22 protein-coding genes and 1 pseudogene are annotated in these 25053 nt (G+C 72.0%); 13 read left to right on the plus strand and 10 right to left on the minus strand.

The annotated features are described in order from the left end of the window. The first annotated feature begins 96 nt into the window (after positions 1–96). Positions 97–1224, plus strand: a complete 1128-nt coding sequence (locus ACWCRJ_RS35015; protein WP_450943057.1) for a transglycosylase family protein — start codon at positions 97–99, stop codon at positions 1222–1224. 54 nt (positions 1225–1278) lie between these two features. On the opposite strand, the gene ACWCRJ_RS35020 is transcribed toward ACWCRJ_RS35015, so the two are convergent. Beyond that, positions 1279–2397, minus strand: coding sequence for a DMT family transporter (locus ACWCRJ_RS35020; protein WP_450943058.1), 1119 nt, complete (start codon positions 2395–2397; stop codon positions 1279–1281). Positions 2398–2625: 228 nt separating this feature from the next. On the opposite strand from ACWCRJ_RS35020, the pseudogene ACWCRJ_RS35025 reads away from it, so the two are divergent. The 5 genes and pseudogenes from ACWCRJ_RS35025 (at position 2626) to ACWCRJ_RS35045 (ending at position 9219) form a co-directional block, all read left to right on the plus strand. Further along, positions 2626–3368: pseudogene (locus ACWCRJ_RS35025) on the plus strand ((2Fe-2S)-binding protein). 96 nt (positions 3369–3464) lie between these two features. Beyond that, positions 3465–4616 (plus strand): glycogen synthase, encoded by a 1152-nt coding sequence (gene glgA, locus ACWCRJ_RS35030; protein WP_450943059.1) that lies wholly within the window; start codon positions 3465–3467, stop codon positions 4614–4616. A gap of 49 nt (positions 4617–4665) precedes the next feature. After that, positions 4666–5886, plus strand: a complete 1221-nt coding sequence (gene glgC, locus ACWCRJ_RS35035; RefSeq protein WP_450943060.1) for a glucose-1-phosphate adenylyltransferase — start codon at positions 4666–4668, stop codon at positions 5884–5886. Between the two features lie 214 nt (positions 5887–6100). Then, entirely contained in the window at positions 6101–7447 is a 1347-nt protein-coding gene (locus ACWCRJ_RS35040; RefSeq protein WP_450943061.1) for a wax ester/triacylglycerol synthase family O-acyltransferase, read from the plus strand. Between the two features lie 269 nt (positions 7448–7716). Continuing rightward, a complete protein-coding gene (locus ACWCRJ_RS35045) occupies positions 7717–9219 on the plus strand; it encodes an SDR family NAD(P)-dependent oxidoreductase (protein WP_450943062.1) in 1503 nt (500 codons plus the stop codon). Here ACWCRJ_RS35045 and ACWCRJ_RS35050 read toward each other — a convergent pair. Continuing rightward, positions 9198–9746, minus strand: a complete 549-nt coding sequence (locus ACWCRJ_RS35050) for a hypothetical protein (RefSeq protein WP_450943063.1) — start codon at positions 9744–9746, stop codon at positions 9198–9200. The two genes, ACWCRJ_RS35045 and ACWCRJ_RS35050, sit on opposite strands and share 22 nt — an antisense overlap. Positions 9747–10242: 496 nt before the next feature. Here ACWCRJ_RS35050 and ACWCRJ_RS35055 point away from each other — a divergent pair, with 496 nt between their 5' ends. Together ACWCRJ_RS35055 and ACWCRJ_RS35060 are read left to right on the plus strand one after the other, a co-directional pair. Then, on the plus strand, positions 10243–10413 hold the full coding sequence (locus tag ACWCRJ_RS35055) for a hypothetical protein (RefSeq protein ID WP_005484384.1): 171 nt from the start codon (positions 10243–10245) through the stop codon (positions 10411–10413). Between the two features lie 51 nt (positions 10414–10464). Continuing rightward, entirely contained in the window at positions 10465–10947 is a 483-nt protein-coding gene (locus ACWCRJ_RS35060; protein WP_450943064.1) for an N-acetyltransferase family protein, read from the plus strand. Between the two features lie 48 nt (positions 10948–10995). On the opposite strand, the gene ACWCRJ_RS35065 is transcribed toward ACWCRJ_RS35060, so the two are convergent. Both ACWCRJ_RS35065 and ACWCRJ_RS35070 read right to left on the minus strand, forming a co-directional pair. Next, the gene (locus ACWCRJ_RS35065; protein WP_450943065.1) at positions 10996–12357 is read right to left on the minus strand and encodes an amidase; all 1362 of its coding nucleotides are present in this window, start codon (positions 12355–12357) and stop codon (positions 10996–10998) included. Positions 12358–12506: 149 nt separating this feature from the next. After that, the gene (locus ACWCRJ_RS35070) at positions 12507–13931 is read right to left on the minus strand and encodes a lipase maturation factor family protein (protein ID WP_450943066.1); all 1425 of its coding nucleotides are present in this window, start codon (positions 13929–13931) and stop codon (positions 12507–12509) included. A 76-nt stretch (positions 13932–14007) separates the two neighbouring features. On the opposite strand from ACWCRJ_RS35070, the gene ACWCRJ_RS35075 reads away from it, so the two are divergent. Both ACWCRJ_RS35075 and ACWCRJ_RS35080 read left to right on the plus strand, forming a co-directional pair. Continuing rightward, the gene (locus tag ACWCRJ_RS35075; protein ID WP_450943067.1) at positions 14008–16107 is read left to right on the plus strand and encodes a SpoIIE family protein phosphatase; all 2100 of its coding nucleotides are present in this window, start codon (positions 14008–14010) and stop codon (positions 16105–16107) included. Between the two features lie 269 nt (positions 16108–16376). Next, positions 16377–17246 (plus strand): Fpg/Nei family DNA glycosylase, encoded by an 870-nt coding sequence (locus ACWCRJ_RS35080; RefSeq protein WP_450943068.1) that lies wholly within the window; start codon positions 16377–16379, stop codon positions 17244–17246. Between the two features lie 119 nt (positions 17247–17365). On the opposite strand, the gene ACWCRJ_RS35085 is transcribed toward ACWCRJ_RS35080, so the two are convergent. The 3 genes from ACWCRJ_RS35085 to ACWCRJ_RS35095 form a co-directional block, all read right to left on the minus strand. Then, positions 17366–18025: a hypothetical protein gene (locus ACWCRJ_RS35085; RefSeq protein ID WP_450943069.1), complete on the minus strand. Its 660-nt coding sequence runs from the start codon at positions 18023–18025 to the stop codon at positions 17366–17368. Positions 18026–18242: 217 nt separating this feature from the next. Continuing rightward, on the minus strand, positions 18243–18758 hold the full coding sequence (locus ACWCRJ_RS35090; protein ID WP_450943070.1) for a hypothetical protein: 516 nt from the start codon (positions 18756–18758) through the stop codon (positions 18243–18245). A gap of 155 nt (positions 18759–18913) precedes the next feature. Continuing rightward, complete coding sequence (locus tag ACWCRJ_RS35095; RefSeq protein ID WP_450943071.1) at positions 18914–19459, minus strand: sigma-70 family RNA polymerase sigma factor; 546 nt, start codon at positions 19457–19459, stop codon at positions 18914–18916. Positions 19460–19679: 220 nt separating this feature from the next. On the opposite strand from ACWCRJ_RS35095, the gene ACWCRJ_RS35100 reads away from it, so the two are divergent. Then, a complete protein-coding gene (locus ACWCRJ_RS35100; RefSeq protein ID WP_450943072.1) occupies positions 19680–20837 on the plus strand; it encodes a CapA family protein in 1158 nt (385 codons plus the stop codon). 249 nt (positions 20838–21086) lie between these two features. On the opposite strand, the gene ACWCRJ_RS35105 is transcribed toward ACWCRJ_RS35100, so the two are convergent. Beyond that, complete coding sequence (locus ACWCRJ_RS35105; RefSeq protein WP_450943073.1) at positions 21087–21548, minus strand: universal stress protein; 462 nt, start codon at positions 21546–21548, stop codon at positions 21087–21089. 146 nt (positions 21549–21694) lie between these two features. On the opposite strand from ACWCRJ_RS35105, the gene ACWCRJ_RS35110 reads away from it, so the two are divergent. Then, positions 21695–22552 carry a polysaccharide deacetylase family protein gene (locus ACWCRJ_RS35110; RefSeq protein ID WP_450943074.1) on the plus strand — a complete coding sequence of 286 codons (858 nt, stop codon included), beginning with the start codon at positions 21695–21697 and terminating at the stop codon, positions 22550–22552. 40 nt (positions 22553–22592) lie between these two features. Here the strand turns inward: ACWCRJ_RS35110 and ACWCRJ_RS35115 are convergent, their stop codons facing one another. Continuing rightward, entirely contained in the window at positions 22593–23264 is a 672-nt protein-coding gene (locus ACWCRJ_RS35115) for a class F sortase (protein WP_450943075.1), read from the minus strand. Positions 23265–23606: 342 nt separating this feature from the next. Here ACWCRJ_RS35115 and ACWCRJ_RS35120 point away from each other — a divergent pair, with 342 nt between their 5' ends. Continuing rightward, positions 23607–24098: a hypothetical protein gene (locus ACWCRJ_RS35120; protein ID WP_005484364.1), complete on the plus strand. Its 492-nt coding sequence runs from the start codon at positions 23607–23609 to the stop codon at positions 24096–24098. A 163-nt stretch (positions 24099–24261) separates the two neighbouring features. Here the strand turns inward: ACWCRJ_RS35120 and ACWCRJ_RS35125 are convergent, their stop codons facing one another. Beyond that, complete coding sequence (locus ACWCRJ_RS35125; RefSeq protein WP_450943076.1) at positions 24262–24780, minus strand: hypothetical protein; 519 nt, start codon at positions 24778–24780, stop codon at positions 24262–24264. Positions 24781–25053 lie beyond the last annotated feature (273 nt).

The raw sequence follows: 25053 nt of genomic DNA on the forward strand, positions 1-25053 counted from the left end.
ACACGCGGGACCAGAGCGGCTGAATTCTCGTCTTGTCCTGGCCGGTTCGGCACGCTTACTTTTGCGGCTCATGGCATATGCGAGGGGGGCTTCTCCATGGCCGCAAGCGGTCGGCACCGCCGGTACCAGCCGAACAGGATCAACCGCGCCTCACTCACCGTCACGGCGGGCGGCGCGGGGATGGCGCTCCCGCTGATCGGCACCGGGGTCGCGGAAGCGGCCGATGTCGAGACCTGGGACAAGGTGGCGGCCTGTGAGTCCACCAACGACTGGAACATCAACAGCGGGAACGGGTACTACGGCGGACTCCAGTTCAGCCAGTCCACCTGGGAGGCCTTCGGGGGCACGGCCTACGCCGCCCGCGCGGACCTGGCCACCAAGGAACAGCAGATCGCGATCGCCGAGAAGGTCCTCGACGGGCAGGGCCCGGACGCCTGGCCGGTGTGCTCGGGCCGCGCCGGCCTCACGATCGGCGACGTGAAACCCCAGACCACGCCCCAGTCGCAGGCGGGCAGGGTGGAGAGGTACACGGTCGTCCGGGGCGACACCCTCTCCCAGATCGCCGACTCCCAGGACGTGCGAGGCGGCTGGCGCAAGCTCTACGAGGCCAACCGCAGGACCATCGGCTCCGACCCGGACGTGATCATCCCCGGCCAGCGCCTGAGCCTGAACACGACCGGTCAGCAGAAGGAACAGCGCAGAGAACAGCAGAAGGAACAGCACAAAGAGCAGAAGAAAGAGCAGAAGAAAGAACAGAAGAAGGTCCACAAGGAGCAGAAGGCCGACAAGCAGCAGACGTCCGAGAAGCGGCAGCAGTCCGGTTCCTTCGTCGCGCCGGTCAGCGCCTCCCTCGGTACGCCCTACCGCGCCTCGGGGTCCTCCTGGTCGAAGGGGTACCACACGGGCGTCGACTTCCCCGTGGCGACGGGCAGCTCGGTGAAGTCCGTGGCCGCCGGGCAGGTCGTCACCTCGGGCTGGGGCGGGTCCTTCGGCTACCAGGTCGTCATCCGGCACGCCGACGGCCGCTACACGCAGTACGCCCACCTGTCGGCGATCTCCGTGAAATCCGGCCAGAGCGTGAGCGCCGGCCAGCGCATCGGCCGCTCCGGCTCCACCGGCAACAGCTCGGGCCCGCATCTGCACTTCGAGGTGCGCACGGGACCCGGGTTCGGCAGCGACATCGATCCCCTCGCGTACCTGCGGGCGAGAGGGGTCCGGATCTAGCCGCGGCGCGGACGGTCCGATCATGGCGCGGGAGGCCCGGTCCGGGCCTCCCGCTCAGGTTTTCACGCGGTCACGATGCCGGTCGAGGAGCGCCCGGGGCACGTACAGCTCGCCGTGGAACGGCTGCAGCAGCAGCCCGGGCGGCGTGTCGTTCTCGTCGGCCGCCCTCCTGCCGAGGAACGGGGCCGGTACGACCACGCGCTTGTCCAGGCCGATGGCGTAGTCGGCGTCCGGGACCTCGGCGGTCCGTCGCGGCAGCCCCGCGAGCAACTCCTCCAGGGCCAGGGACTCCCGGTCGGCGGCCGTGACCGTGACCTCCTCGTCCGTGCGCTCCGCCCCGGCCTCCTCGGCGAGGCGCTCGGTGGTCAGCAGGATCAGACCGCCCGCCGCGACCACACCGCAGCCCAGCGCGAGCAGGGTGCCCGTGGTGCCGTAGCGGAACGTCTCGCCGAACATCGTGATGCCGACCGCGGCCGCCACCACCGGGTTCACCACCGTGAGCGTGGCGAGCGGGGCCGCGAGGCCGCCACCCCGGTAGGCGGCCTGGGAGAGCAGCAGACCGGCCGTCGCGAAGGCGCCTATGACCGCGAGGGTCGGCAGGTCCGAGAGCGTGACGCCGTCCGTCCAGTCGACGGCGACCGTCTTGGTGAAGACCGAGGACATACCGAACGCGACACCGGAGGCGACCGCCAGCAGGATGCTGCGCACCGCCGGATGCCGGTGTGCGGCGTGGCCCGCCACCATCAGCGCCGCCACCGCGCCACCGCTGACCACGGCCACCAGCACCCGCTGGGCCGTGTCGAGCGACTGCGCGTCGGCCGCGCCGACCAGGGAGAGCAGGCCCGCGAGACCCACCGTCGCCATGATCGCACCACGCCAGGCCGTCGCTCCGGCCCTGCGCCCCACGAACAGCGCCGCCATGGGCAGGGCGAAGACGATGGTCAGCGCGCCCAGCGGCTGTACCAGGCTCAGCGGGCCGTAGGCCAGGGCCACCACGTGCAGCAGCCCGCCGAGGCCGTTCAGCCCGACGGCGGCCCACCAGACCGGCCGGCGCAGCGGTGCGTAGGACCGGCCGGGGGAGGACACCGCGACACGCTCCTGCACGATCGCCCCGCCCGCGTACGCCACGGCGGAGACGAACGACAACAGCACGGACAACGCGAGGGCATTCATGAGGTGCTCCTCGACGCGGCGCGGGGGCTCCGGGCCCGGCGCGGTGAACGCTCGGCTTTCATGGTGACCACGATGCCTCGTGAAACCGTTCACGTCGTCGTACCAGAGCACTCAATGAGTCCTACTGCCGATGGAGTACGACGAGCGCCACCTCATCCCCAGGAGGGGCGACACGCGGTGCAGGCCCCCAGGTGGGCGCCTCGGCGGTGCCTGGTACTACTCGTCCTCGTGGACCATGACCCCGGCCTCACCGCACTCTCGGCCCTCGGCGGCTTCTTCGTACTACACACGGGCCGACCGCCGCGCGGGCCGTTGCCCACGCTCGCGCGGGCCTACGCGGCACGGGATGCCGATGTGAAAAGGGAGGTTTACGAGAATCCGGTAATTTTCGTGTCCGCAAGGTCGCGCGAAGTGCGCGGGCCCCGGAACCGCGCGTGGCCGCCTCCCTCGCCCACCTCGGCCTCGCCGCCCGGCTGTGGTCGGTGGCCCTCGGCGCGGCCGCCGTGTACGGCCGGCTTCCCGACCTCGACCCGCGCCTCCTGCGCTGGGACGCGGACGCGAGCGCCCCGGACGAGCTGTGGCTGACCGAGGTGCGCGGCCTTCCCGCCGAGCGGATCGGCGAGGTCGTACGGGACGGTCACCTCGTGCCGCTGGCGGCGGCCCTGCGGGCTCAACTGCCCATATCCGAGCGCCTGTTGTGGGGAAACGCGGCCTCCGCGCTCATGGGGGCGGTGCGCCAGATCGACCGCTGGGCCGCTGCCAACGGCCGCATGGAGGTGGCGGACCGGGCCCGCGCCCTCGCCGCCGGGCTGTTCGCGCACCCCACCCTGGCGGGCACCCTCGACCCGGTGACGTCCCGCCGCCGCAGCTGCTGTCTCTACTACCGGCTGCCCGGCGGCGGCCTGTGCGGCGACTGCTGCTTCGACCGGCCCCCCGGCCCGCGCCCCCTCGGCGGTCCCCGCCGCACCTGAACCCCGCGAGCGCGGCCGCGCGACAATCGTGGTCTTCCCCAACTCACCCTTCTGGGTGACCATGTGGGAACCAGCCGCAGAGACAGGGGGTTCCGGGTGCGAGTCGGCCTGCTGACCCGGGAGTATCCGCCCGACGTCTACGGGGGCGCGGGTGTCCACGTCGAGTTCCTCGCCCACGAGTTGCGGTCCCTCGTCGACCTGGACGTGCACTGCTGGGGCGAGGGGGCGGGCGGCGGCGTCGTACGTCACCGGCCCTGGTCCGCACTCGACGCGGCCAACGACGCGCTGCGCACCTTCTCCGTGGACCTCTCCATCGCCGCCGGCCTCGAAGGCCGGGAACTGGTCCACTCGCACACGTGGTACGCCAACCTCGCCGGCCACTTCGGCAAGCTGCTGCACGGCATCCCGCACGTGATGACCGCCCACTCGCTGGAGCCGCTGCGCCCCTGGAAGGCCGAGCAGCTGGGCGGCGGCTACGCCCTGTCCGGCTGGGCCGAGCGCACCGCCGTGGAGTCCGCCGACGCGGTGATCGCCGTCTCCGGTTCCATGCGCGACGACATCCTCGGCTGCTACCCCGCCCTGGACCCGGCGAGGCTGCACGTCGTGCACAACGGCATCGACACCTCCCTCTACACCCCGGACCACGGCACGGACGTCCTCGACCGGATCGGCATCGACCCGGGCCGCCCCTACGTCCTGTTCGTCGGCCGGATCACGCGGCAGAAGGGCGTGCCCCACCTGCTGCGCGCCGTCCGGGACATCGACCCGGCCGCGCAGGTCGTGCTCTGCGCGGGCGCGCCCGACACCCCGGAGATCGACCAGGAGTTCCGCGACCTCTTCGAGGAGCTCGGCCGCGTGCGCGAGGGCCTGTTCTGGATCCCGCAGATGCTGCCGCGCCCGGATGTGATCCAGCTCCTCACGCACGCCGCCGTCTTCGTCTGCCCGTCGGTGTACGAGCCCCTCGGCATCGTCAACCTGGAGGCCATGGCCTGTGGAACGGCCGTCGTGGCCTCGCGGGTCGGAGGCATACCGGAGGTCGTGGAGGACGGCGTGACGGGTCTCCTCGTGCCGACCGACGACGATTTCGAGGGACGGCTGGCCCGAGCCCTCGACGCGGTGCTCGCCGACCCCGTGACGGCCGCCCGGATGGGTGAGGCCGGCCGGGAACGCGCGGTGCGGGAGTTCGGCTGGGACGCGGTCGCGCGGCGTACGGTGCAGCTTTACGAGGAAGTCCTCAAGCAGGCGTAGTCAGGCAACAGGGTTCGGCACAACCGGGTGGGTGTAGAGGGGCGGCGGGATGCGGCGCGGTGGACCTTCGGTGCTGGGGATCGTACTGGCGGGCGGGGAGGGCAAGAGGCTGATGCCCCTGACCGCCGACCGTGCGAAACCGGCGGTGACTTTCGGCGGCACGTACCGCCTTGTGGATTTCGTCCTTTCCAATCTCGTCAACGCGGACATCCTGCGCATCTGCGTGCTGACGCAGTACAAATCGCATTCGCTGGACCGGCACATCACCACGACCTGGCGGATGTCGAGCCTGCTGGGCAACTACGTCACCCCGGTCCCGGCGCAGCAGCGGCTGGGTCCGCGCTGGTACCTGGGCAGCGCGGACGCGCTCCTGCAGTCCCTGAACCTGGTCCACGACGAGCAGCCCGAGTACGTGGCGGTGTTCGGCGCCGACCACGTCTACCGCATGGACCCGCGCCAGATGCTGGCACAGCACATCGAGGGCGGCGCCGGTGTGACGGTCGCCGGCATCCGCGTGCCGCGCACGGAGTCGTCGTCCTTCGGTGTGATCACGCCCGGCTCCGACGGCCGGATCGTCGAGCGCTTCCTGGAGAAGCCGTCCGACCCGCCGGGCCTGGCCGACGACCCCGAATGCGTGTTCGCCTCGATGGGCAACTACATCTTCACCACCAAGGCCCTGGTGGAGGCGCTCCAGCGGGACGCCGAGGACGAGGACTCCATCCACGACATGGGTGGCTCGATCCTGCCCCAGCTCACCGACCGGGGCGAGGCGCAGCTGTACGACTTCAGCGCCAACCACGTCCCCGGCGAGACCACCCGCGACCAGGGCTACTGGCGGGACGTGGGCACGCTCGACGCCTACTACGACGCCCATATGGACCTGATCGCCGAGCGGCCCGCCTTCAATCTCTTCAACCGCAGCTGGCCCATCTACACCAGCTCCGGCCAGCTCTCCCCGGCCCGGTTCAACGCGGGCGGCATGGCCAGCGAGTCGATCATCAGCGCGGGCTGCCTGATCCGTGGTCAGGTCACCAGATCGGTTCTCTCCCCGGGGGTCGTGGTGGACCCGGGTGCGGTCGTCCAGGGCTCGGTCCTGCACGACAACGTCCACATCGGGCGGGGCGCGGTCGTCCGGGGCGCGGTGCTGGACAAGAACGTCCAGGTGCCCCCGGGCGCGACCATCGGCGTCAACCCCGAGCGGGACGCCGAGCTGTACACGGTCTCCGGGGGCGGAGTGATCGCGCTGGGGAAGGGTCAGCAGGTCCCTTAGCCCGGCCTCCGGCCCGGCCTCGGCTCTCGGTGCTCGTCCGGGTCCTTGGTCCGTCAGGGTGACTCCGGTGAACACAGATGTCGCATGCGTCCCACCTTCGTCAGAAGGTGGGACGTAATCTGATGTTAACTGTGCGTAGCTTGATCGTACTTGACCGTAATCGGCCAACGGCGATTGACTGCGTACTCACCCGTCGTCGACGCGAGGCAAGCCATTGACTTCCGACCTGCTCGCCCCACTCGACCTGGCGTTCTGGAACATCGAGTCCGCCGAACACCCCATGCACCTGGCCGCCCTCGGCGTCTTCACGGCCGACTCGCCCACCGCGGGAGCCCACGCCGCCGAACTGCTCGCCACGCGGGCGGCCGCCGTGCCGGGACTGCGGATGCGGATCCGGGACGTGTGGGTCCCGGACGTACGGCTGCCGCTGGCGTTCGGCGGCGCGACCCGGGAGCCCGTCACCGACTTCGAGCCCTTCGACCACGTACGGCTGCACGAGCCGACCTCCGACTTCCACGAGGTGGCCGGGCGGCTGATGGAGCGTCCGCTGGAGCGCGGCCGGCCGCCCTGGGAGGCTCATGTGCTGCCGGGGGAGGACGGCACCTCCTTCGCCGTGCTGTTCAAGTTCCACCACGCCCTGGCCGACGGACTGCGGGCGCTGACGCTCGCCGCCGCCGTCATGGACCCCATCGAGATGCCCGCGCCCCGGCCGCGCCCCGCGGAGCCGCCGCGCGGCCTCTTCGACGAGGTGCGCAAGCTGCCCGACCTGGTCCGGGGCACCTTCTCCGACCTCGGGCGCGCCCTGGACATCGGTGCGTCCGTCGCCCGCACCACGCTCGACGCGACCCTCGGCGCCCGCTCCTCCGCCGCGCTGACCTCCGACGCCAGCGGCACCCGCCGTACCGCCGGGGTGCTCGTGGACCTCGACGACGTGCACCGGATCCGCAAGACCGTGGGCGGCACCGTCAACGACGTCCTCATCGCCGTGGTGGCGGGGGCGCTGCGGCGCTGGCTGGACGAACGCGGGGACGGCAGCGCCGGGGTCGCGCCCCGGGCCCTGATCCCCGTCTCCAGGCGCCGCCCCCGCACGGCGCACCCGCAGGGCAACCGGCTCTCCGGGTATCTGATGAAACTGCCCGTGGACGACCCGGACCCGCTCGGGCGGCTGCGTACGGTGCGCACGGCGATGGACCGCAACAAGGACGCCGGGCCCAACCGGGGCGCCGGCGCGGTGGCGCTCCTCGCGGATCATGTGCTGCCGCTCGGCCACCGGCTCGGCGGGCCGCTGGTCAGCCAGGCGGCCCGTCTGTGGTTCGACATCCTCGTCACCAGCGTGCCGCTGCCCAGCCTCGGGCTCCGCCTCGGCGGCTGCCCCCTCGCCGAGATCTATCCCCTGGCCCCGCTCGCCCACGGCCAGTCCCTGGCCGTCGCCGTCTCGACGTATCGGGGGAGTGTCCACTACGGCCTCGTCGCCGATGCGGAGGCCGTCCCGGACCTGGAGCGGCTCTCCCGGGCCGTCACCCGGGAGGTGGAGGACCTCCTGGCGGCGTGTGAGATGTGACGAGTAGGGGTCCGTTGTCGGGTGCGGGCGAGTGGGGCTTCTCGCGCAGTTCCCCGCGCCCCTGAAGAGCCGGGGCTGCGCCCCGTGCTCTTCGGGCGAAAAAGAAGGGGCGCAGCCCCGCTTTTTCAGGGGCGCGGGGAACTGCGCGACGAGCCCCCACCGGACCCGCACCCGAGGTTTGGTCAGCGATGCTCCGGCTCCGTACAATTCCCCGTTCGACAGCGGACGCGCCCCGGCGAGCCGCGGGTGATCAGGGAAGCGGCAGCGCGATGACGGTGACAGAGGACGGCCCGGCGACCACGGACGAGGTGGCGTACGGCCCGGGTATCGACCCGGAGCGGCTCGCCGTGTGCCTCGGCGTGCTGGAGGAACTGGACAAGCTGGAGGTCGACCACCCCGACGCGATCGCGGTGCGCCGGGCCACGGCCGGTGTCTACCGCATGGTCAAGCAGCGCCGCCGCCAGGAGCGCCGCGCCGCCAAGACCGCCCACGACAAGGCGGTCACGGAGTCCACGGCCACCGGTTCCGCCCAGCGGATCGACGACGAGACCGAGGGCATCCTGCCGTCGTCCGTGACCGAGGAGGGGAAGATCGCGGGGATACTCCAGCGCCCCCGCTCCTGCTACACCTGCAAGACCCGCTACGTCGAGGTCGACTACTTCTACCACCAGCTCTGCGCCGACTGCGCCCGCCTGAACCGCGGTAAGCGCGACGCCCGCGCCGACCTCACCGGCAAGCGCGCCCTGCTCACCGGCGGCCGCGCCAAGATCGGCATGTACATCGCCCTGCGGCTGCTGCGCGACGGCGCGCACACGACGATCACCACGCGCTTCCCCAAGGACGCCATCCGCCGCTTCAACGCCATGGACGACTCGGCGGACTGGCTGCACCGCCTGGAGGTCGTCGGCATCGACCTGCGCGACCCGGCCCAGGCCGTGGCCCTCGCCGACCAGGTCGCCGCGGCGGGCCCGCTGGACATCCTCATCAACAACGCGACCCAGACCGTGCGCCGACTGCCCTCCGCCTACGCCGCCCTGGTCGAGGGGGAGAGCGCCCCGCTGCCCGCCGGCGAACTCCCCCCGCACCACGTCATCGGCGCCTTCAACTCCGGCGCCGTGGACGGACTGACCGGGATGACCGCACTCCCGGCGGGCGTCAGCGGCCTCGACGCGCAAGCGGTCGCCGACCTCGCCCTGGTCGCCGGCAACGCCAGCGTCGCCCGGCACCTCGACGGCACCGCCATCGACGCGGGCGGCCTCGTCCCGGACGTGGTCGACAGCAACACCTGGGTGCAGACCATCGAGCAGATCTCCCCGGTGGAGCTGCTGGAGACCCAGCTGTGCAACTACACGGCGCCCTTCATCCTGATCAGCAAGCTCCGCCCGGCCATGGCCGAGGCCGCGAGGAAGGCGGCCAGCGGACGGGCGTACGTCGTGAACGTCTCGGCGATGGAGGGTGTCTTCGGCCGCGGCTACAAGGGCGCGGGCCACCCGAACACGAACGCCGCCAAGGCCGCGATGAACATGGTCACGCGGACCAGCGCCCAGGAGATGTTCCAGACCGACGGCATCCTGATGACCTCGGTCGACACCGGCTGGATCACCGACGAACGCCCTCACTTCGACAAGCTGCGCCTCGCCGACGAGGGCTTCCACGCTCCGCTCGACCTCGTCGACGGCGCGGCCCGCGTCTACGACCCCGTCGTCCTCGGTGAGCGGGGCGAGGACGTGTACGGCGTCTTCCTGAAGGACTACGCGCCCGGCAAGTGGTGAGACGAGGCCCCGACCCGGCCGGCCCGCTCCGTCCGGGCCGCCCGGTCGGCCACCAGTTCCAGCACGGTGCGCCAGTCCTCCAGCACCCCGGCGTCCACTCCGGCCGACCGCCCCGCCTCATCCGCCTGGCGTAGCGTCAGCACGTCCTCGACGAGACCCGCGTCCACCCAGCCGCCCGCATGCAGTCGTACGAGACGATCGGGGCCGAGGGCGTGCAGGCGTACGAGCTGGGCGACCCGGTCGCCGAGCAGCGGCCGGACCGCGTCGGCGGCCAGGTCCGCGTGGCCGGTGTCGTCACCCGGTCGGAGCAACTGCCCGAGGGTGTGCACCAGACCGGCCACCTGGAGTTCCTTGTCGGCGGGCCGGCCGCGGCGCAGCAGCGCGGCGGTCCGCAGCGCGTGTGCGTGCGGGTCCGCGGGGCTGCCCTGAGGACGGTCCGGTCCGTCCCGGCGGTGGTCCGGTGCCCGGCCGCCGTCCCGGCGGGCGTGCAGCAGATCCATCAGCTCGTCCACGCCGCGCAGTTCCATCCGCAGGTCCTCCCGAGTCCGCCCGCGAGAAATGCCGTTGCGACACATGAGCAGATCATGGTCGGCTTGCGATGCGGCCAACAGGACCTGAACTACGCGCCGAGGCCGGTGATCCGATGGGTCGTCGGGCCGGTGCGGGGTGCGGGTGCTGAGCCGAACGGGTGATGAGAAAACCTACCAAATGGGTCAAATTGCCCTAGGGTAAGGCATGCTGGGCGCTGAACGACTCAAGACAGTTACCTCTTGTTTTCAGCCCCATAGAGCGGCCACCCGCTCATTTGGTTACTCTGTACCGGACGGACAGCCTTATTTGGGTCCCACCCACACCCACGGTCCGTCCCGGGACAAGCCGGTCACCACGGCCTGCTCTCACACCCAGACGATCCGGCGCCACCGCGTCCGAACTGACATCGACTCAGACCCGAGCGGACGCCAGGCGCGCAGCGGCAAGCTGGGCCGACGTCCCGAGGGTGACCCGACACATAAGGAGTGCGCGGTGACACCAGAGAAGACGAATGGCGATCAACGCCCCAAGGAACGCACCGAGGGCGGCCGGTCGAAGAAGGAACTCGGCAGCCTGGACGTGTGGGCCAGGTCCGCCCCGATCCGACTGGCGGGCTACGAGGACGACCTCGCCGAGCCCCACATCCTGCCCAGCGTGGACTGACCGGCAGGATCATGTGATCGCCGTCTGCATGGGCGTGCCAGACTCGCGCCCATGCAGATCAGAGAAGCCACCGCCGGCGACTGGCCCGGCATCTGGCCGTTCTGGCACCGCGTCGTCGCCGCCGGGGACACCTACACCTGGGACCCGGACACCTCCGAGGAAGCCGCCCGCGCTCTGTGGATGGCCCCCGCCAAGCGCGTGTACGTCGTCGAGGACGAGACCGGGGCGCTGATCGCCTCCGCCTTCCTCACCCCCAACTACGGCGGTCCCGCCGCCCGTGTCGCCAACGCGGGCTTCATGGTCCACCCCGACCACGGCGGCCGCGGCATCGGCCGCGCCCTCGCCGCACACGTCCTCGCCGAGGCCGGAGCCCAGGGCTTCCGGGGCATGGTGTTCAACGCCGTCGTCGAGACCAACCCCGCCGTACGGCTCTGGACCTCGCTCGGCTTCACCGTCCTCGGCACCGTGCCGGACGCGTTCGAACATCCGAAGGACGGCCGGGTGGGGCTGCACATCATGTACAAGGCGCTCTGACGCGAGGCGCCGCGACAGGGCCGCCGCGACAGGACCACCGCGACGTGGCTAGTCGAGCGGTGCCGTCCGACGCCACGGGTTCAGCTTCTCCAACCGGCCCGCCACCGCCAGGAGTTCGGGCTCCGAGCCCGGTCGCCCCACCAGCTGCACCGCGCAGGGCGCGCCCGACGGCAGCGTGCCGAACGGCACGGACATCGCCGGCCAGCCCGTGAGGTTCCACGGCGGTGTCAGCGGCGAGTAGTTGGTGTTCACCAGCAGGTTGCGCAGCCATCCCCGTTCGTGCCAGTTCGCGGCGGCGGGCCCGCGCCGGGCGAGCGCCGGGGTGAGGAGCACGTCGTGCTCGGCGAAGAACGGCTCCAGTCGCCGGCGCAGCAGCTCACGGCGGTCGCCCGCGCGCACCCCCGCCACGAAGCGGCGTCCCACGGCCGCGTGCACCCGCGTGCGCCGGGTGAGCAGCGTCGGATCGAGCCCCTCGGCATCCACCGCCGTGCCCGCCGTCCAGTGCGCCAGCGAGGTCGTGCCCAGCCAGACGGGATACGGCGGATCGGCCGGCCTGACCGTCAGCCCGGACCCGGCCAGGAGCTCGGCCGCCCGGCGCGCGGCGTCGGCGTACGGGCGGGTGACGGTCACGCCGACCAGAGGGCTGCGCACGGACAGGGCGATGCTCGGCGCGGGCGCGGGCGCGGGCGTGGCGGTGGCGGAGATCGGGCCGGTGTCGGTCCCCGCGAGTATCCGGAACATCAGCCGGGTGTCCTCGACGGTCGTCGCCAGGGGGCCGTTCTCCGACATGCCGAACCAGTCGCCGTGCCCGATGTCCGCCGGGACGACACCGAAGCCCGGCTTGAGGCCGAGCAGACCGCAGTTGGCCGCCGGTATCCGCAGCGACCCCATCCCGTCGTTGCCGAGGGCCAGCGGTACCAGCCCGGCGGCGACGGCGGCCGCGCTGCCCCCCGACGAGCCGCCCGCCGTGCGCGAGGTGTCCCAGGGGTTGCGGGCGGTGCCGTGCACGCCGTCCGTGGTCCCGAAGACACACAGCTCGGGCACGTTCGTGAGCCCCACGACCACCGCGCCCGCCGCCCGCAGCCGGGCCACGGTCACATGGTCGTCCGCGGCCGGCGTCCGCGGGGTCGCGTCGGACCCGTTCCGGGTGGACTCGCCCCGCACGGCGAGGTTGTCCTTGATCGCCACCGGCACGCCCGCCAGCGGCAGTTCGGCGAGATCGGCCCGGCCGGCCACCTCGTCCGCCTCGGTCAGGGCCGCCTCCGCCCGGACCGTGCGGAACGCCCCGACCCGCCCGTCCAGCGCCTCGATCCGTGCCAGGTGATCCGCCACCACCTCGCGCGGCGTGACGCGCTTCTCCCGTACGGCGGCGGCGATCTCGGCGGCGGTCCGGCCTGCCCAGCTGGTCACGGGCGCTCCCTGGCGATGTCGTGCGCGCCGGTCCCGTACGCCGTGCGCGAAGGCGTACCCGTGAGTAGTGATCGAGTACGGGAGCACTGTGCCCTGCGGCGCGGTCCCGCGTCGAGGGTCCGCCGTGAAGAAGTCCGTCCGTGGGCCCGCTACGGCGTCCTGGCGGGCGGTCCGGCCAGCCGCGTCGGCGGCATGAACTCCCGCACATAGGTCCGCTCCCAGCACGCGCCGGTCTCCCGCAGTTCGCGCCAGGTCGTGTAGCGGTAGCGGAAGAGGCGGGCACGGACGAACCGGGGTGGGGCCTCGGCGGGGAACGGGGAGCGGCGCAGCAGCCGCAGGGTGTCGCGGTCGTTCTCCAGGAGCCGCTCCATCAGGGCGCCGAACCAGGAGCCGGCGTACGCGGGGGAGAGCGCGGCGAACCACATCAGCCAGTCGAGCCGCAGATGGTAGGGGGCGAACTGGCGCGGCCAGTGCCTCGGGTCCCCCGGCTTGCCCCGGAACTCGTACTCCCGCCACTCGGAGTCCTCGCGCGGCACGTCGTCCGCCGTGCCCTCGACCACCACCTCGTACCGCACCCGGCTGACGCTCCCGAACGCCCCGTAGGTGTTGACCAGGTGCAACGGGTCGAAGGAGCGGTTCATGACCTGGCGGCGGGAGATCATGTTGCGGACGGGGTGGTAGCTGAGCCCGAGGAGCAGGGCGGCGACGGCGAGCACGACGACCGTGTACCAGAGGGGCGTGCCGGGGGTGCCCGGCGCGGACCTCCGGAAGTCGACCGCGGACAGGGCCAGCACGATCGTGATCCAGTTCAGCCAGGAGAAGTTGCCCGACAGCACCAGCCACAGCTGGGTCAGGATCATCAGCGAGGCCGCGGCCGTCGCGATCGGCTGCGGGGTGAACAGCAGGAACGGCACCACGAGCTGGGTGACGTGGTTGGCGGCCACCTCGACCCGGTGCAGCGGCTTCGGCAGGTGGTGGAAGAACCAGCTCAGCGGGCCGGGCATCGGCTGGGTCTCGTGGTGGTGGTCGAGGCAGGTCAGCTTCCGCCAGCACGCGTCGCCGCGCATCTTGATGAGTCCGGCGCCGAACTCGACCCGGAACAGCACCCAGCGCAGCAGGAACAGCACCACCACCGGGGGCGCCACCTCGTCGTTGCCGAGGAAGACGGCCAGGAAGCCGGTCTCCAGGAGCAGCGACTCCCAGCCGAACGAGTACCAGGTCTGCCCGACGTTCACGATCGACAGGTACATCGCCCACGGCACGGACCACAGCAGCATGGCCGCCCAGAGAGGCAGCAGCGTGTCCAGCCCCGCGACGAGCGCCGCGGAGACCACGCAGCCCGCCCAGGCCCACACCGCGAAGAAACGGTCCGAATAGTGGCGGTGGAACACGCTCGGCGCCCGCCGGAACGGCACCCGCTCGACGAAACGGGGCACCGGCAGCATCCCGCGCTCCCCGATCAGCGCGCGGAACTGCAGGGCCGCACCCAGGAACGCCACCAGATAGACGGCGGCCAGCGAACGCTGGAGGAGCAGTCTGCTCAGCCAGAGGTCGGGTGCGGTGAACCAGTCCACACCACTGACGATAGTGAGCGCGTCGAGGAAGCTCCCTCCACTCGAATAATCGGGTGAATGCTGTCAAAGTGGCCCCATGGTTGATCGGGGAGCGAGCGATTCGGACGTCCCGGACGACTGGCTCGCCCACCCGGACCCGGTCCTGGCGCTCAACCTCATGGGCACCTTCGACTGGGATCTCGACGCCGGTGCGTTCCACATGGACGCCACCGCCCACGAGATCTTCGACGTGCGCCCGGACGAATACGACGGCAACCCCGAGACCCTGTCGCTGCGGGTGCCCCCGATGGAGGGCCGCAGACTCGACACCCTCGTCTCCCAGGCGCTCAAGGACGGCAGCGAGAACTACGGCGCCTACTTCCGCCTCCGGCTGCGCGACGGCACCATGCGCTGGACCCACACCCAGGGCTACATCCGGCGCGACGCGACGGGCAGGCCGTACCGGGTCATCGGCATCGTCCGCGACGCCACCCGCGAACTGCGCGAGATCCGCTCCCGTACCGAGCGGGCCGCGCACGACGAGGCTCGCCGCAGACAGCCCAACGTCGTCCAGATCATCACCGCCGCCCTGGCCCATGCCCGGACCGTCCAGGACGTGATCGACGTCCTGGAGGACACCGACGGCCTCACCCACCTGGGCGCGACCAGCCTGGTCATGGGCCTGGTGGAGGCCGGACGCATCCGGATGGTCGCGGCCGGCCCCGAGGACAGCTACGTGCCCGGCACGCGCGTCACCCGCCTCGACGTGAAGTACCCGATGAACGAGGTCGTACGGCAGCTCGTCCCGCACTTCATCGAGTCACCGGAGGAGTTCGCCGAGTCGTACCCGCTGCTGTGGCCGCACATCACCGACCTCAAGATCACCTCGGCCGCCTATCTGCCGCTGATCGTGCAGGCCCGCCCCATCGGCGCGATGGGGCTGCTCTACAACGACCGGCGGGGCTTCAGCTCCGAGGAACGGGACGTCCTCATCGCGCTCGGCAGCAGCATCGCCCAGAGCCTGCAGCGGGCCATGTTCTACGAGCAGGAGAAGGATCTCGCCGAGGGCCTGCAACAGGCCATGCTGCCCCGGTCCATCCCCAGCGTCCCGGGCGCCGACGTCGCCGTCCGCTACCGGGCCGCGTCCTTCGGCGGCTCCCTCGGCCGGGACATCGGCGGCGACTGGTACGACCTCATCCCGCTGCCCGGCGGGCGGGTCGGCGCGGTCATCGGCGACGTCCAGGGCCACGACACGCACGCGGCGGCCGTCATGGGCCAGCTGCGTATCGTCCTGAAGGCCTACGCCACCGAGGGCCACACCCCGGCCACCGTGATGGCCCGCGCCTCCGCCTTCCTCCACGAACTCGACACCGACCGCTTCGCCACCTGCCTGTACGCGGAGGCCGATCTCGCCACCGGAGTGGTCCAGGTGGTCCGGGCCGGGCACATCGACCCCCTGATCCGTCACACCGACGGCAGCTGTCACCGGGTGACCGTGGACGGAGGGCTGCCGCTCGGGCTGTCCGCCGAGTTCGGGAGTCTGGAGTATCCGGTGACCGCCGTCGAGCTGGATCCCGGGCAGACGCTGCTGCTGTGCACCGACGGCCTGATCGAGGAACCGGGCGCCGACCTCGACGACGGCATGCGGACGCTACGGGCGCTGATCGCCACCGGGCCCGACGACGTCGACGATCTCGCCGACCGGCTCATCGACGTGGCGGAGGAGCGGGGCGGTGACGACGACGTGGCCCTGCTCCTGCTGCGCCGCCGCAGCCGCAGCGCCGAGCAGCCCGGCGGGCGGCTCCAGCAGCACGTGGGGCCCGGCGATCCGGAGGCGCTCACGGAGGCTCGGCACATGATCGGCGCGGCCGTCCGTACGTGGGGGGCGCGGGAGCGGGCCGACGAGATCGAGCTCGTCGCCGACGAGCTGATCACCAACGCGCTCATGCACACGGAGGGGTCCGCGATCGTGACGCTGCGGGCGCTGGCGGGGTCGGACCGGCGGTTGCGGGTGGAGGTGGAGGACTCCTCCAGCGCGCTGCCGCGGCGGCGGGAGGCGGGGGAGGCGGGGGTGTCGGGGCGGGGGTTGCTGCTCGTGGACCGGCTGACGGATGTGTGGGGCGTGGAGGCGCGGGGTGGGGGGAAGTGCGTGTGGTGCGAGTTTCTGCTGCCTGGGGGTGGGGGTGGGGGCGCCTAGTGGGGTGGGGGTGCGGGTCTCGTCGGCGGGTGCGAGTGGGTGGGGGCCGGCCGCGCGGTTCCCCGCGCCCCTGAGAAGCAGGGGCTGTGCCCCGCGCTCTTCCCCTCGCGTCCCCGTCGCCTTCCAGGCGGGCGGGGCTGCGGCTTCCCGGGCCCGCCAGGGCCTGGGTTCTCAGGGGCGCGGGGAACCGCGCGAGAAGCCCCATTGGGGGCCCGCACCCGAAAACGCACCCCCACGCACCCCGCAGCACCCCGTGGCACCCTTGACGTATGCCTGAATTGCCCGAAGTCGAAGCGCTCCGGGACTTCCTGGTGGGGAGCCTCGTCGGTCATGAGGTCCGGCGTGTGCTCCCCGTGGCGATCAGCGTGCTGAAGACGTACGACCCCCCGGTCACCGCGTTCGAGGGGCGCGAGGTCACGGACGTACGGCGCTACGGGAAGTTCCTCGGCATCGAGGCGGACGGGGGAGAGCTGCACCTCGTGACCCATCTGGCGCGCGCGGGGTGGCTGCAGTGGAAGGACCGGCTGCCGGACGCCCCGCCGCGGCCGGGTGGCAAGAGCCCGCTGGCGCTGCGGGTTGCCCTGGAGAGCGGCGAGGGTTTCGACCTCACCGAGGCAGGCACCCAGAAGCGGCTGGCGGTGTACGTCGTACGGGACCCGGCGCAGGTCCCGGGCGTCGCCCGGCTCGGTCCGGACCCTCTCGCCGACGAGTTCGACGTGACCCGGTTCGCCGGGCTGCTCGCGGGCGAACGGCGGCAGATCAAGGGCGCGCTGCGGGACCAGAGCCTGATCGCGGGGATCGGGAACGCGTACAGCGACGAGATCCTGCACGCCGCGAGAATGTCGCCCTTCAAGCTGGCCTCGTCCCTGAAGCCGGAGGAGACCCGGCATCTCTACGAGGCGCTGCGCACCACGCTCACCGAGGCCGTGGAGCGCTCCCGGGGGCTGGCGGCCGGGCGGCTGAAGGCGGAGAAGAAGAGCGGGCTGCGCGTGCACGGCCGGGCCGGCGAGCCCTGTCCGGTGTGCGGTGACACCGTCCGGGAGGTCTCCTTCAGCGACTCCTCGCTGCAGTACTGCCCGACGTGTCAGACGGGCGGCAAACCGCTCGCCGACCGACGGCTGTCGCGGTTGCTCAAGTAGGGCGCCGACGCGGCCCGGATGTCACCGGAAGTCCTCGGGAACCGAGTCCGACCATGATCCGCAACCATTGAAGGTACGGACCAATTCCGGGCGGGTTCGCAGGCCGTTCGACGGACCGGTCAGCGCCAGGCGGGGGCCTTGAGGGTCACCAGAAGTTCACCCTCCTGGCTGCGCACCTCGAAGTGGCTGATGTCCTCGCGCTGCATGGCGGTGCCCCCCATCATCTCGGAGGCCTTGTCGGCGCCCTCGGGGGACTTCCAGTTGGCGGCCGTCTCCTCGGAGCCGTCCTTGCCGATCACGACGAGCCGGCAGGCGTGGGCGCCCTCGGCCTCCTTGACCTTCAGTTCGATGTCGCTGCCCCAGAGCCGCTCCTCGGCCCTGACCTCGGCCCATACGCCCGTCTTGGTGTCGGTGGCGGCGACGGTGTCCGGAGCCTCGCCCGGACCTGCGAGAACGGCCACGGCGGGGCCGCCCACGGCGATGACCACGGAGGCCGCCAGCGCGAACAGCCAGCGCCTGCGCCTGGCCCGGTGCCGGGCGGCCACCTCGTCGAGCAGCCGTCCCAGCATCCGGGGGCCGGGGGCCGCGAAGGGGTGCACGGAGCGCGGTGTGGCGTTGCGGTAGAGCATCAGCTGCCGGGCAGCCGGACGGAACTCGGTGACCTGTAGCGCGCACTGGGGGCAGCCGCGGACATGGTCCTCGAAGTGGAACGAATCCACCTCGTCCAGCACGCCCAGCGCGTACGCGCCGACGTCGTGATGACGATCCTGGGACCACATGGCGATTCCTCGGGCCGGTGTGCGGTGGGGGTTGCTTCCTGCCCCCACCGGTACGGACCGGACCGGCGAATCACTCAAGCCCTCGGCCAATGCCAACCAAAAGATTCGGAGCCCTCCGCCGCGCGGATTGGTCCGAGAACGAAAAACTTGGTCCACCCGCGCCGCGACATCCGGATGGCCGCCGTCCGAACGCGGGGTGCCGGCGCCGGAAACGGTTCTAGAAGAGGTGGATCGCCAGATGCCCCAGCGGCAGACCGAGCCGCCAGGCCGGCGTCCAGACCTTCGGACCGTCGTCCTCGCCGAGGACCGCGCCGCCCCCCGGCACCGCGTCCAGGTCGGGTGCGAGCAGCTCCGTCTCCTCCAGCCAGCGCCACGCGGCGGCGGCCAGCTCCAGGTCCGGTGACGGGCCGCCCGCCTCCAGCGCCTCGGCGGTGAAGTCGGCCATGCGTTCGCACACCCAGTCCTGCCACGGCTGGTCGTACGCCGTCAGCGACAGCCAGGTCTCCAGCTGGGTGACGACCCGGATGCCGGACAGCTCACCGCCCGCGTCCGAGAGGAAGATGGTCAGCGCCAGGGCGTCCCGCCCCGCTCGGAACTCGAAGGACGTCGGCGGCATCAGGTCGCCCGTCCGCAGCAGCTCCTCCGCGATGTACTCGGCGTAGAACCACGCCATCGGGACGGTCAGTTCGCCTCCGCCGGCGCCGTCCGTGCTCTCCTGCCCTCTGTGCAGCATCCCTTCCTGCCTTCCTCCGGTGCGTGCGCGTCGCCCGACCCCGGGCCCGGAGAACGGGCCCGGGCCCTCATCCGGAACACGGATAGAAGACAGCTGATTGCTCAACCGGGGTATTCAGCAAGGCGCTTTACGGAGGTTTGACTCGGCCATGGGTTTCACCGCAGGTCGGCCGCGTATCCGGGAAGCACCCGGCGCAGGGCGCGCAGCGCGTAGTACGCGCGAGACTTCACCGTACCGGGCGGGATCCCGAGGGCCTCGGCGGCTTCCGCCACACTCGCACCCTGGAAGTACACCTGCACCAGTACTTCGCGGTGCTCGGGAGTGAGTGTCTTCACAGCTTCCCGTACATCCAGGGTCGCCACCGACCGTTCGGCGTGATCCGCCATCACACGCGCGTTCTCCAGCACCGCGTCCCCCACCTCGGCGGGGCGCGCCTGCCGGGCCCGCCGCGCGTCTATGGCGAGCCGCCGCCCGACGGTGAGGAGCCAGGGGCGTACGGAGTCGAAGTCGTCGGCGCGCAGCGCCTCGGGGTGTTGCCAGGCGCGCACGAGGGTCTCCTGGACCAGGTCCTCGGCGCGATGGCGGTCTCCGTCGGAGAGCCGCAGCAGCAGGGCGAAGAGGGGGCGGCCGTGTTCGCGCTGGAGCTCGGCCAGCTCGTGTTCGGCGGTCGTCCCGTAGGTGATCGTGGTTCCGGCCGTCATGGCCGTATGGGAACGCGGGGCGCCGCGGGAGGACAGGGGCCGGTCACGGGTGTGCGGCGGGCGGTCGAACCTGTCGGCGAACGGTGCGACGAACGGTAATTCCGCCGAACGGGTCCTTCGTGCGCGGGTGCGCCGGTGTGCCTACTTGACGGGTGTGTGCCGCTGTATATGCATTCATGATGACTAGTCAGTAAATACGACAAGAGTGAGGTGCTGATCCATGTCCGCACACCGGGGTCCCGTCGGAGTCTCGCTCACCGTCCTCCTCCTCACCGCGACCGCCGCCTGCCAGTACCCGGGCTCGTCCCCCCGGCCCGGACCCTCGGCCCTCGCCGGTGACGACCGGGGCTTCACCCTCGTCGCTTCCGGTGACGTCCTCCCGCACATGTCGATCATCGAGCGGGCCCGGACGGACGCGGGTGGCGAAGGCTACGACTTCGCGCCGATGCTCGCAGGCGTGAAACCCGTGGTGTCCGGGGCCGATCTGGCGATCTGTCATATGGAGACCGTCTACGGGGCGGACGGGAACTACAGCGGCTACCCGGTGTTCAAGTCACCTCCCGAGGTGGCGGCGGGCCTCGCGGTCACGGGGTACGACGCGTGCTCCACGGCCTCCAACCACTCACTGGACGACGGCGCACGCGGTATCCAGCGCACGCTGGACGCGCTCGATCGCGCCGGCGTGCGGCACGCGGGATCGGCGCGTACGGCCGAGGAGGCGCGGCATCCGACCCTGATGCGCGCCGGGGGCGCTCAGGTGGCGCACCTGGCGTACACGTACGGGACGAACGACATTCCGCTGCCGGCTGACCGGCCGTGGGCGGTGAACCTGATTGACCGGGAGCGGATCCTGACGGACGCGCGGGCCGCCCGGCGGGCGGGCGCCGACGTCGTGGTGGTGTCGCTGCACTGGGGGACGGAGTGGCAGGACGCGCCCGACGCCCAGCAGGTGACCCTGGCGGCGGAACTCACCCGCGCGGCCACCGGCGGCCGGCCCGTCGTCGACCTGATCCTCGGCACGCACGCGCACGTCCCGCAGGCCTACGAGAAGGTCAACGGGACCTGGGTCGTGTACGGGATGGGCGACCAGGTCGCGGGAGCGATGAAGAACCACTCCGGCGCCTTCGATCCGCGCGGCAACCAGGGCACCCTCGCCCGCTTCACCTTCGCCCCGCCCACGCGCGCGGGTGACCGCTGGGCGGTGACGAAGGCCGAGTTCGTGCCCCAGTGGTTCGACACCGGCCGGGGGCGGGTCGTCGACCTCGACTCCGCCATCGCGGCCGGGGCGGGGGCCGACGTCGCCGCCGTACGCGACCGCATCCGGGACGTCGTCCTCAGCCGGGGCGCGGCGCAGGACGGGCTGGTCACGGGGAACTAGGGCCCTTCTGACGGATCTCCGCGGCGTCGCGACGCCCGGCACGCCCTCTCGCCGCACCGGGCGAAAGCCCAAGTACGTCCAGTACGAGGTCTTCCGCCCGGCACGCCGAGAGCACGCACCGAACGCCGCTCCTTCTCCCACGGAGATCCGTCAGAAGGACCCTAGCCAGGGGACCACCCGGCCGCTCGGGCCCCGAGCCCTGGGCCCTGCCGTACCTTCGGCCCCGCCGTACCCAGGGCCCCGCCGAACCTACGGCACCACCGTCACCGGCCAGCGGCCCGCCTTCACCAGGCGCAGGGCCACCGAGCCGACGATGCGGTGGCCGGCCTGCTGGGAGGCGCCCACCACGACCGCGTCCGCCTTCAGCTGTTCCGCCGCCGTCACCAGGCCGTTGTACGGGTCGCCGCGGAAGGTGTGGAACTCCCAGCGCACCTCGAAGATGCCCTTCACCTGCTCGGCCGCCTCCCGGATCTCGGCGACGAGGTGCGCGGCGATCTCGTCGGTCGTCCCGGCCGTCGGCACCCCGAGCGCCGCACCGGCCGCCAGGAGGGGCTGGACGTACACGATCGCGAGCAGCGCGTGCTGGCGGCGGGCGAGGCCGGCGGCGTAGGCCACGGCCCGCAGCGAGGTGTCGGAGCCGTCCAGTCCGACGAGGACGACCTTGGGTCCGTCGGTACCCCGTTCGAACCGGTGTGCTTGCTGATCGGTCACGGTCGCGAGGCTATCGGAGCACCCGGGCCCCGGCGTGCGCCGGTCGTGCGTCGAGGGCGCGGACGACTACTCCCTTCGGGTGCTTCCGTGCCGCCGCACCGGTGTCGCGGTGGTGCGGCGTCCCCGCCTTGGTCGACTGATGAGTCATGACGAAGGATCAGATGTTCACACGGCGGCACCTGTTGACGGGCGGAGCCGCCCTGCTGGGCGCGGCCGCCACGGCGGGCACCGCCGCTCTGCTCATCGACGACGGGGCATCCGGCCCGGCACCGGCCGGCGCCTCCGCCCCGGCGGCGGGCCCGGGGGGCCGTCCGGCGCTCAAGCCCTCCTCCTACCGTCTCGGACCCATCGCGGGGTACGGGCCGCCGCCCCGGCGCCGCACCCTCGTCCGGCCCTCCGTCCGTCACGAGCCGTTCCTGCGGGTCGACGGCCGCGGCCGCAGCATGGTGCTGACCTTCGACGACGGCCCCGACCCCCGCTACACCCCGGACATCCTGCGCATCCTGCGCGACCACGACGTCCGGGCGATGTTCTTCGTGTGCGGCGAGATGGCGGTCCAGCACAAGGACCTGCTGCGGGAGATGGCCGACGACGGTCACGCGGTCGGCAACCACACCTGGTCCCATCCACTGCTCACCACCCTCTCCCGGTCCCGGATCCACGCGGAGATGGCCCGCACCAGCGAGATCATCGAGAAGGCCTACGGCGAACCGCCGCTGTGGTTCCGCGCCCCCTACGGCGCCTGGAACCGGGCCGCGTTCCGGTTCGGCGCCGAACTCGGCATGGAGCCGCTGGCCTGGACCGTGGACACCCTCGACTGGCGGACCCCCGGCGCGCACACCATCGTCCGGCGTGTGGAGGAGGGGGCCGCCCCCGGTGTCGTCGTGCTCTCCCACGACGCGGGCGGCGACCGCTCGCAGAGCGTCAGGGCCCTGCGCGACTATCTGCCCGAACTGCTGGATTCCGGCTATCGCATCACCGTGCCCCAGCGGAAATACGTCTAGCGCATTCCGGTGGATTCCCGCCCGCCGGGCCGGGGCACGGTCAGCGCACCTCGACCAGGCGGGCGAACACGACGACGTTCCCGTCATATCCGTTCTGCTTGGAGAAACCACCGCCGCAGGTGATCACCCGCAATTCGGGAATTCCGCTGTTCCCGTAGACCCGGTCGCCCGGGAAATCGTTCTTCGCGAACACCTCGATGCCGTAGATCTCGAACACGGCGGTCTTCCTGTCCGCGCGCAGGATCTCGACCTCGGCGCCCTTCTTCAGCGCCCCGAGACCGTAGAACACGGCGGGACCCCGGTTGTTGTCGACATGGCCGACGACGACGGACGTGCCCTTCTCGCCGGGGGAGACCGCGCCGGTGAACCACCCCGCGAGGTTCGGATCGCGGGCCGGCGGCGCGTCCACCCAGCCCTGCGCGTCCAGCCCGACGGGCATGGCCGGCGCGTCGACCCGGATCGAGGGAATCCGCACCCGGTCGACCATCGCGTACGGCAGCGGGTCGGGGACCTCGGTGAAGGTGCCGTGCGGGGTGCGGCGACTGTCCGCGGCCGCCGCCGAGGCGGGCTGCGGCGGCCCCACGTCGAACTCGCCCGAGCCGTTGCGGATGAGGGCGAGACCGGTCAGCAGGACAAGCGCTATCACGCCCCAGGGAGCACGCTTCTTCCGCGGCTCCTCCCATTCGGCCTCGGCCGGTCCGGACGAAGACATATCCCATCCCCTCTCGACCCGGCCGTCGCCGTGTCCCTCGCGCATACGGAAAAGCTAAGCCTGCCGCACGGCGAAGGCGACGGGGCAGGTGCGAACGGGTGGCGGGGCGGAGAGTTCTGCGCCATCCGGGTCGGTCACCCGGAGGAATTTTCTGACGGTCCGTGACCTGCGGCGATATCGAATCGCGCGGAGATATCCCGGCGTGTCCTCCGCCCGGTACTCACCAGGACGGACCAGCGCCGAAATGCGGGCCCGGGCACGGCATCTGAGGGTCTTTCTGGGAGACGTTTTCTCGCCGATCGACCGGGGACGGGACCCGGGGCGTCTTCCGCGGAGGATCACATGCGTACTACTCGTGTCCTGGCGGCCTCGGCCGCCGCGGTCGCCCTGGTCGGCGTCGCCGCGCCGACGGCCACCGCCTGGGACCAGCCGAGCGCGGTCACGGCCACCCCCAACGTCATCGCCCGCGGCGGGCAGCTCGTCCTCACCGTCAGTGGCGGCGACGCGTGCGCGATCGCCGGCAGCACCATCGGCTCCAACGCCTTCCCCACCACCAACCTCAGGTCCATGGGCGGCCCGACCGCCACGGCCACGGTGCGGGTCAACGCCGACGCCAGTCCCGGCTCGTACAGCGTCACCACCAACTGCGAGGGCAAGCGCAAGACGTTCACCGGCGTCTTCACCGTCATCGGCGGGGTCCGCGGCGGCCTCGGCGGCAGCAGCTCCACCGGTGCCACGTCGACCGACATCGCCATCGGCGGCGGGCTCGTGACCGCCGCGGTCGTCGGCGGCGGGGTGTTCTGGATGCGCCGGCGCGCGGAGAACAAGGCCTGAGTCCGGGAACGGATCCGAACCCCGGAACAGGATCCGCGTCCGCGCCCGGGATCCGGCCCACCCCTACGGAGCACGGATCGCACGCCGTACAGCCCTTCGCCCCGGAACCCACGAGGGTGTCTCCGGGGCGAAGGGCTGTACGGCGTGCCGCGCGGGGCACCGGTCAGGAGTGGCCGCCGTCCTCGGGGCGACGGCGTGCCCGGTGCCAGGCCACGCCCAGCGCCCCGGCGACGAGCGCCGCGCCGAGGCCGATCTCGTGCGGGTCGAAGCCGGCCACGGTGCCGCCGGCCCCGGCGTGGGAGCCGTGGGTGGGGTGGTGGGTCGGGTGATGCGTCGGGTGGCCGGAGACGATGGTGAGGTCCGTCCGGCCGCTCTCGTCGCCGCACTGGAACGACACCTCGTACACCGTGCCCGGTCTGGCGTCCCGGTCGACGGTCGCGGTGGCCGAGGACTGGCCCCGGGGGATGACGACGGAGTCGAAGGCGCCCGAGGAGACGGTCGTCCTGCGATGGCAGCCGTCGACACGCAGGAGCACCTGCCCGCCGGGGGAGACCGTCGAGGGCACGACAGCGAAACCGAACGACGTGATGTCGCCGGCCCGTGCCGCGTGCGCGGCGGGAGCGGTGAGGGAGAGGGCGGCCACGCCCAGCAGAGCGGCCGAAGCGACGCGTATCGCGCGCATGATGAGCCTCCGGGTCCCCGAGGAGCCTGCCGCGGACCGTTTCCGCCTGCGTCTGAAATGCACCTCGATGACCGAAACGCTAGGAAGACGCGCCCGATGGCGCGATCGCAGTAGCGCGAATGGGGCACGCGTGTGCTCCGCACAGGGGACCGGCACGCCGACGGCCGGGGGGCGGGGGGGGCGCGGGGCGCGCCCCCCCCCCCCCCGCCCCGGGAGGGCCGGCCCAGCCCCCCCCCCCCGCCGGGCCCCCCGCAGGGCCCGCAAGGGCCGGGG

It is taken from the genome of Streptomyces sp. NPDC002324 (assembly GCF_053593335.1).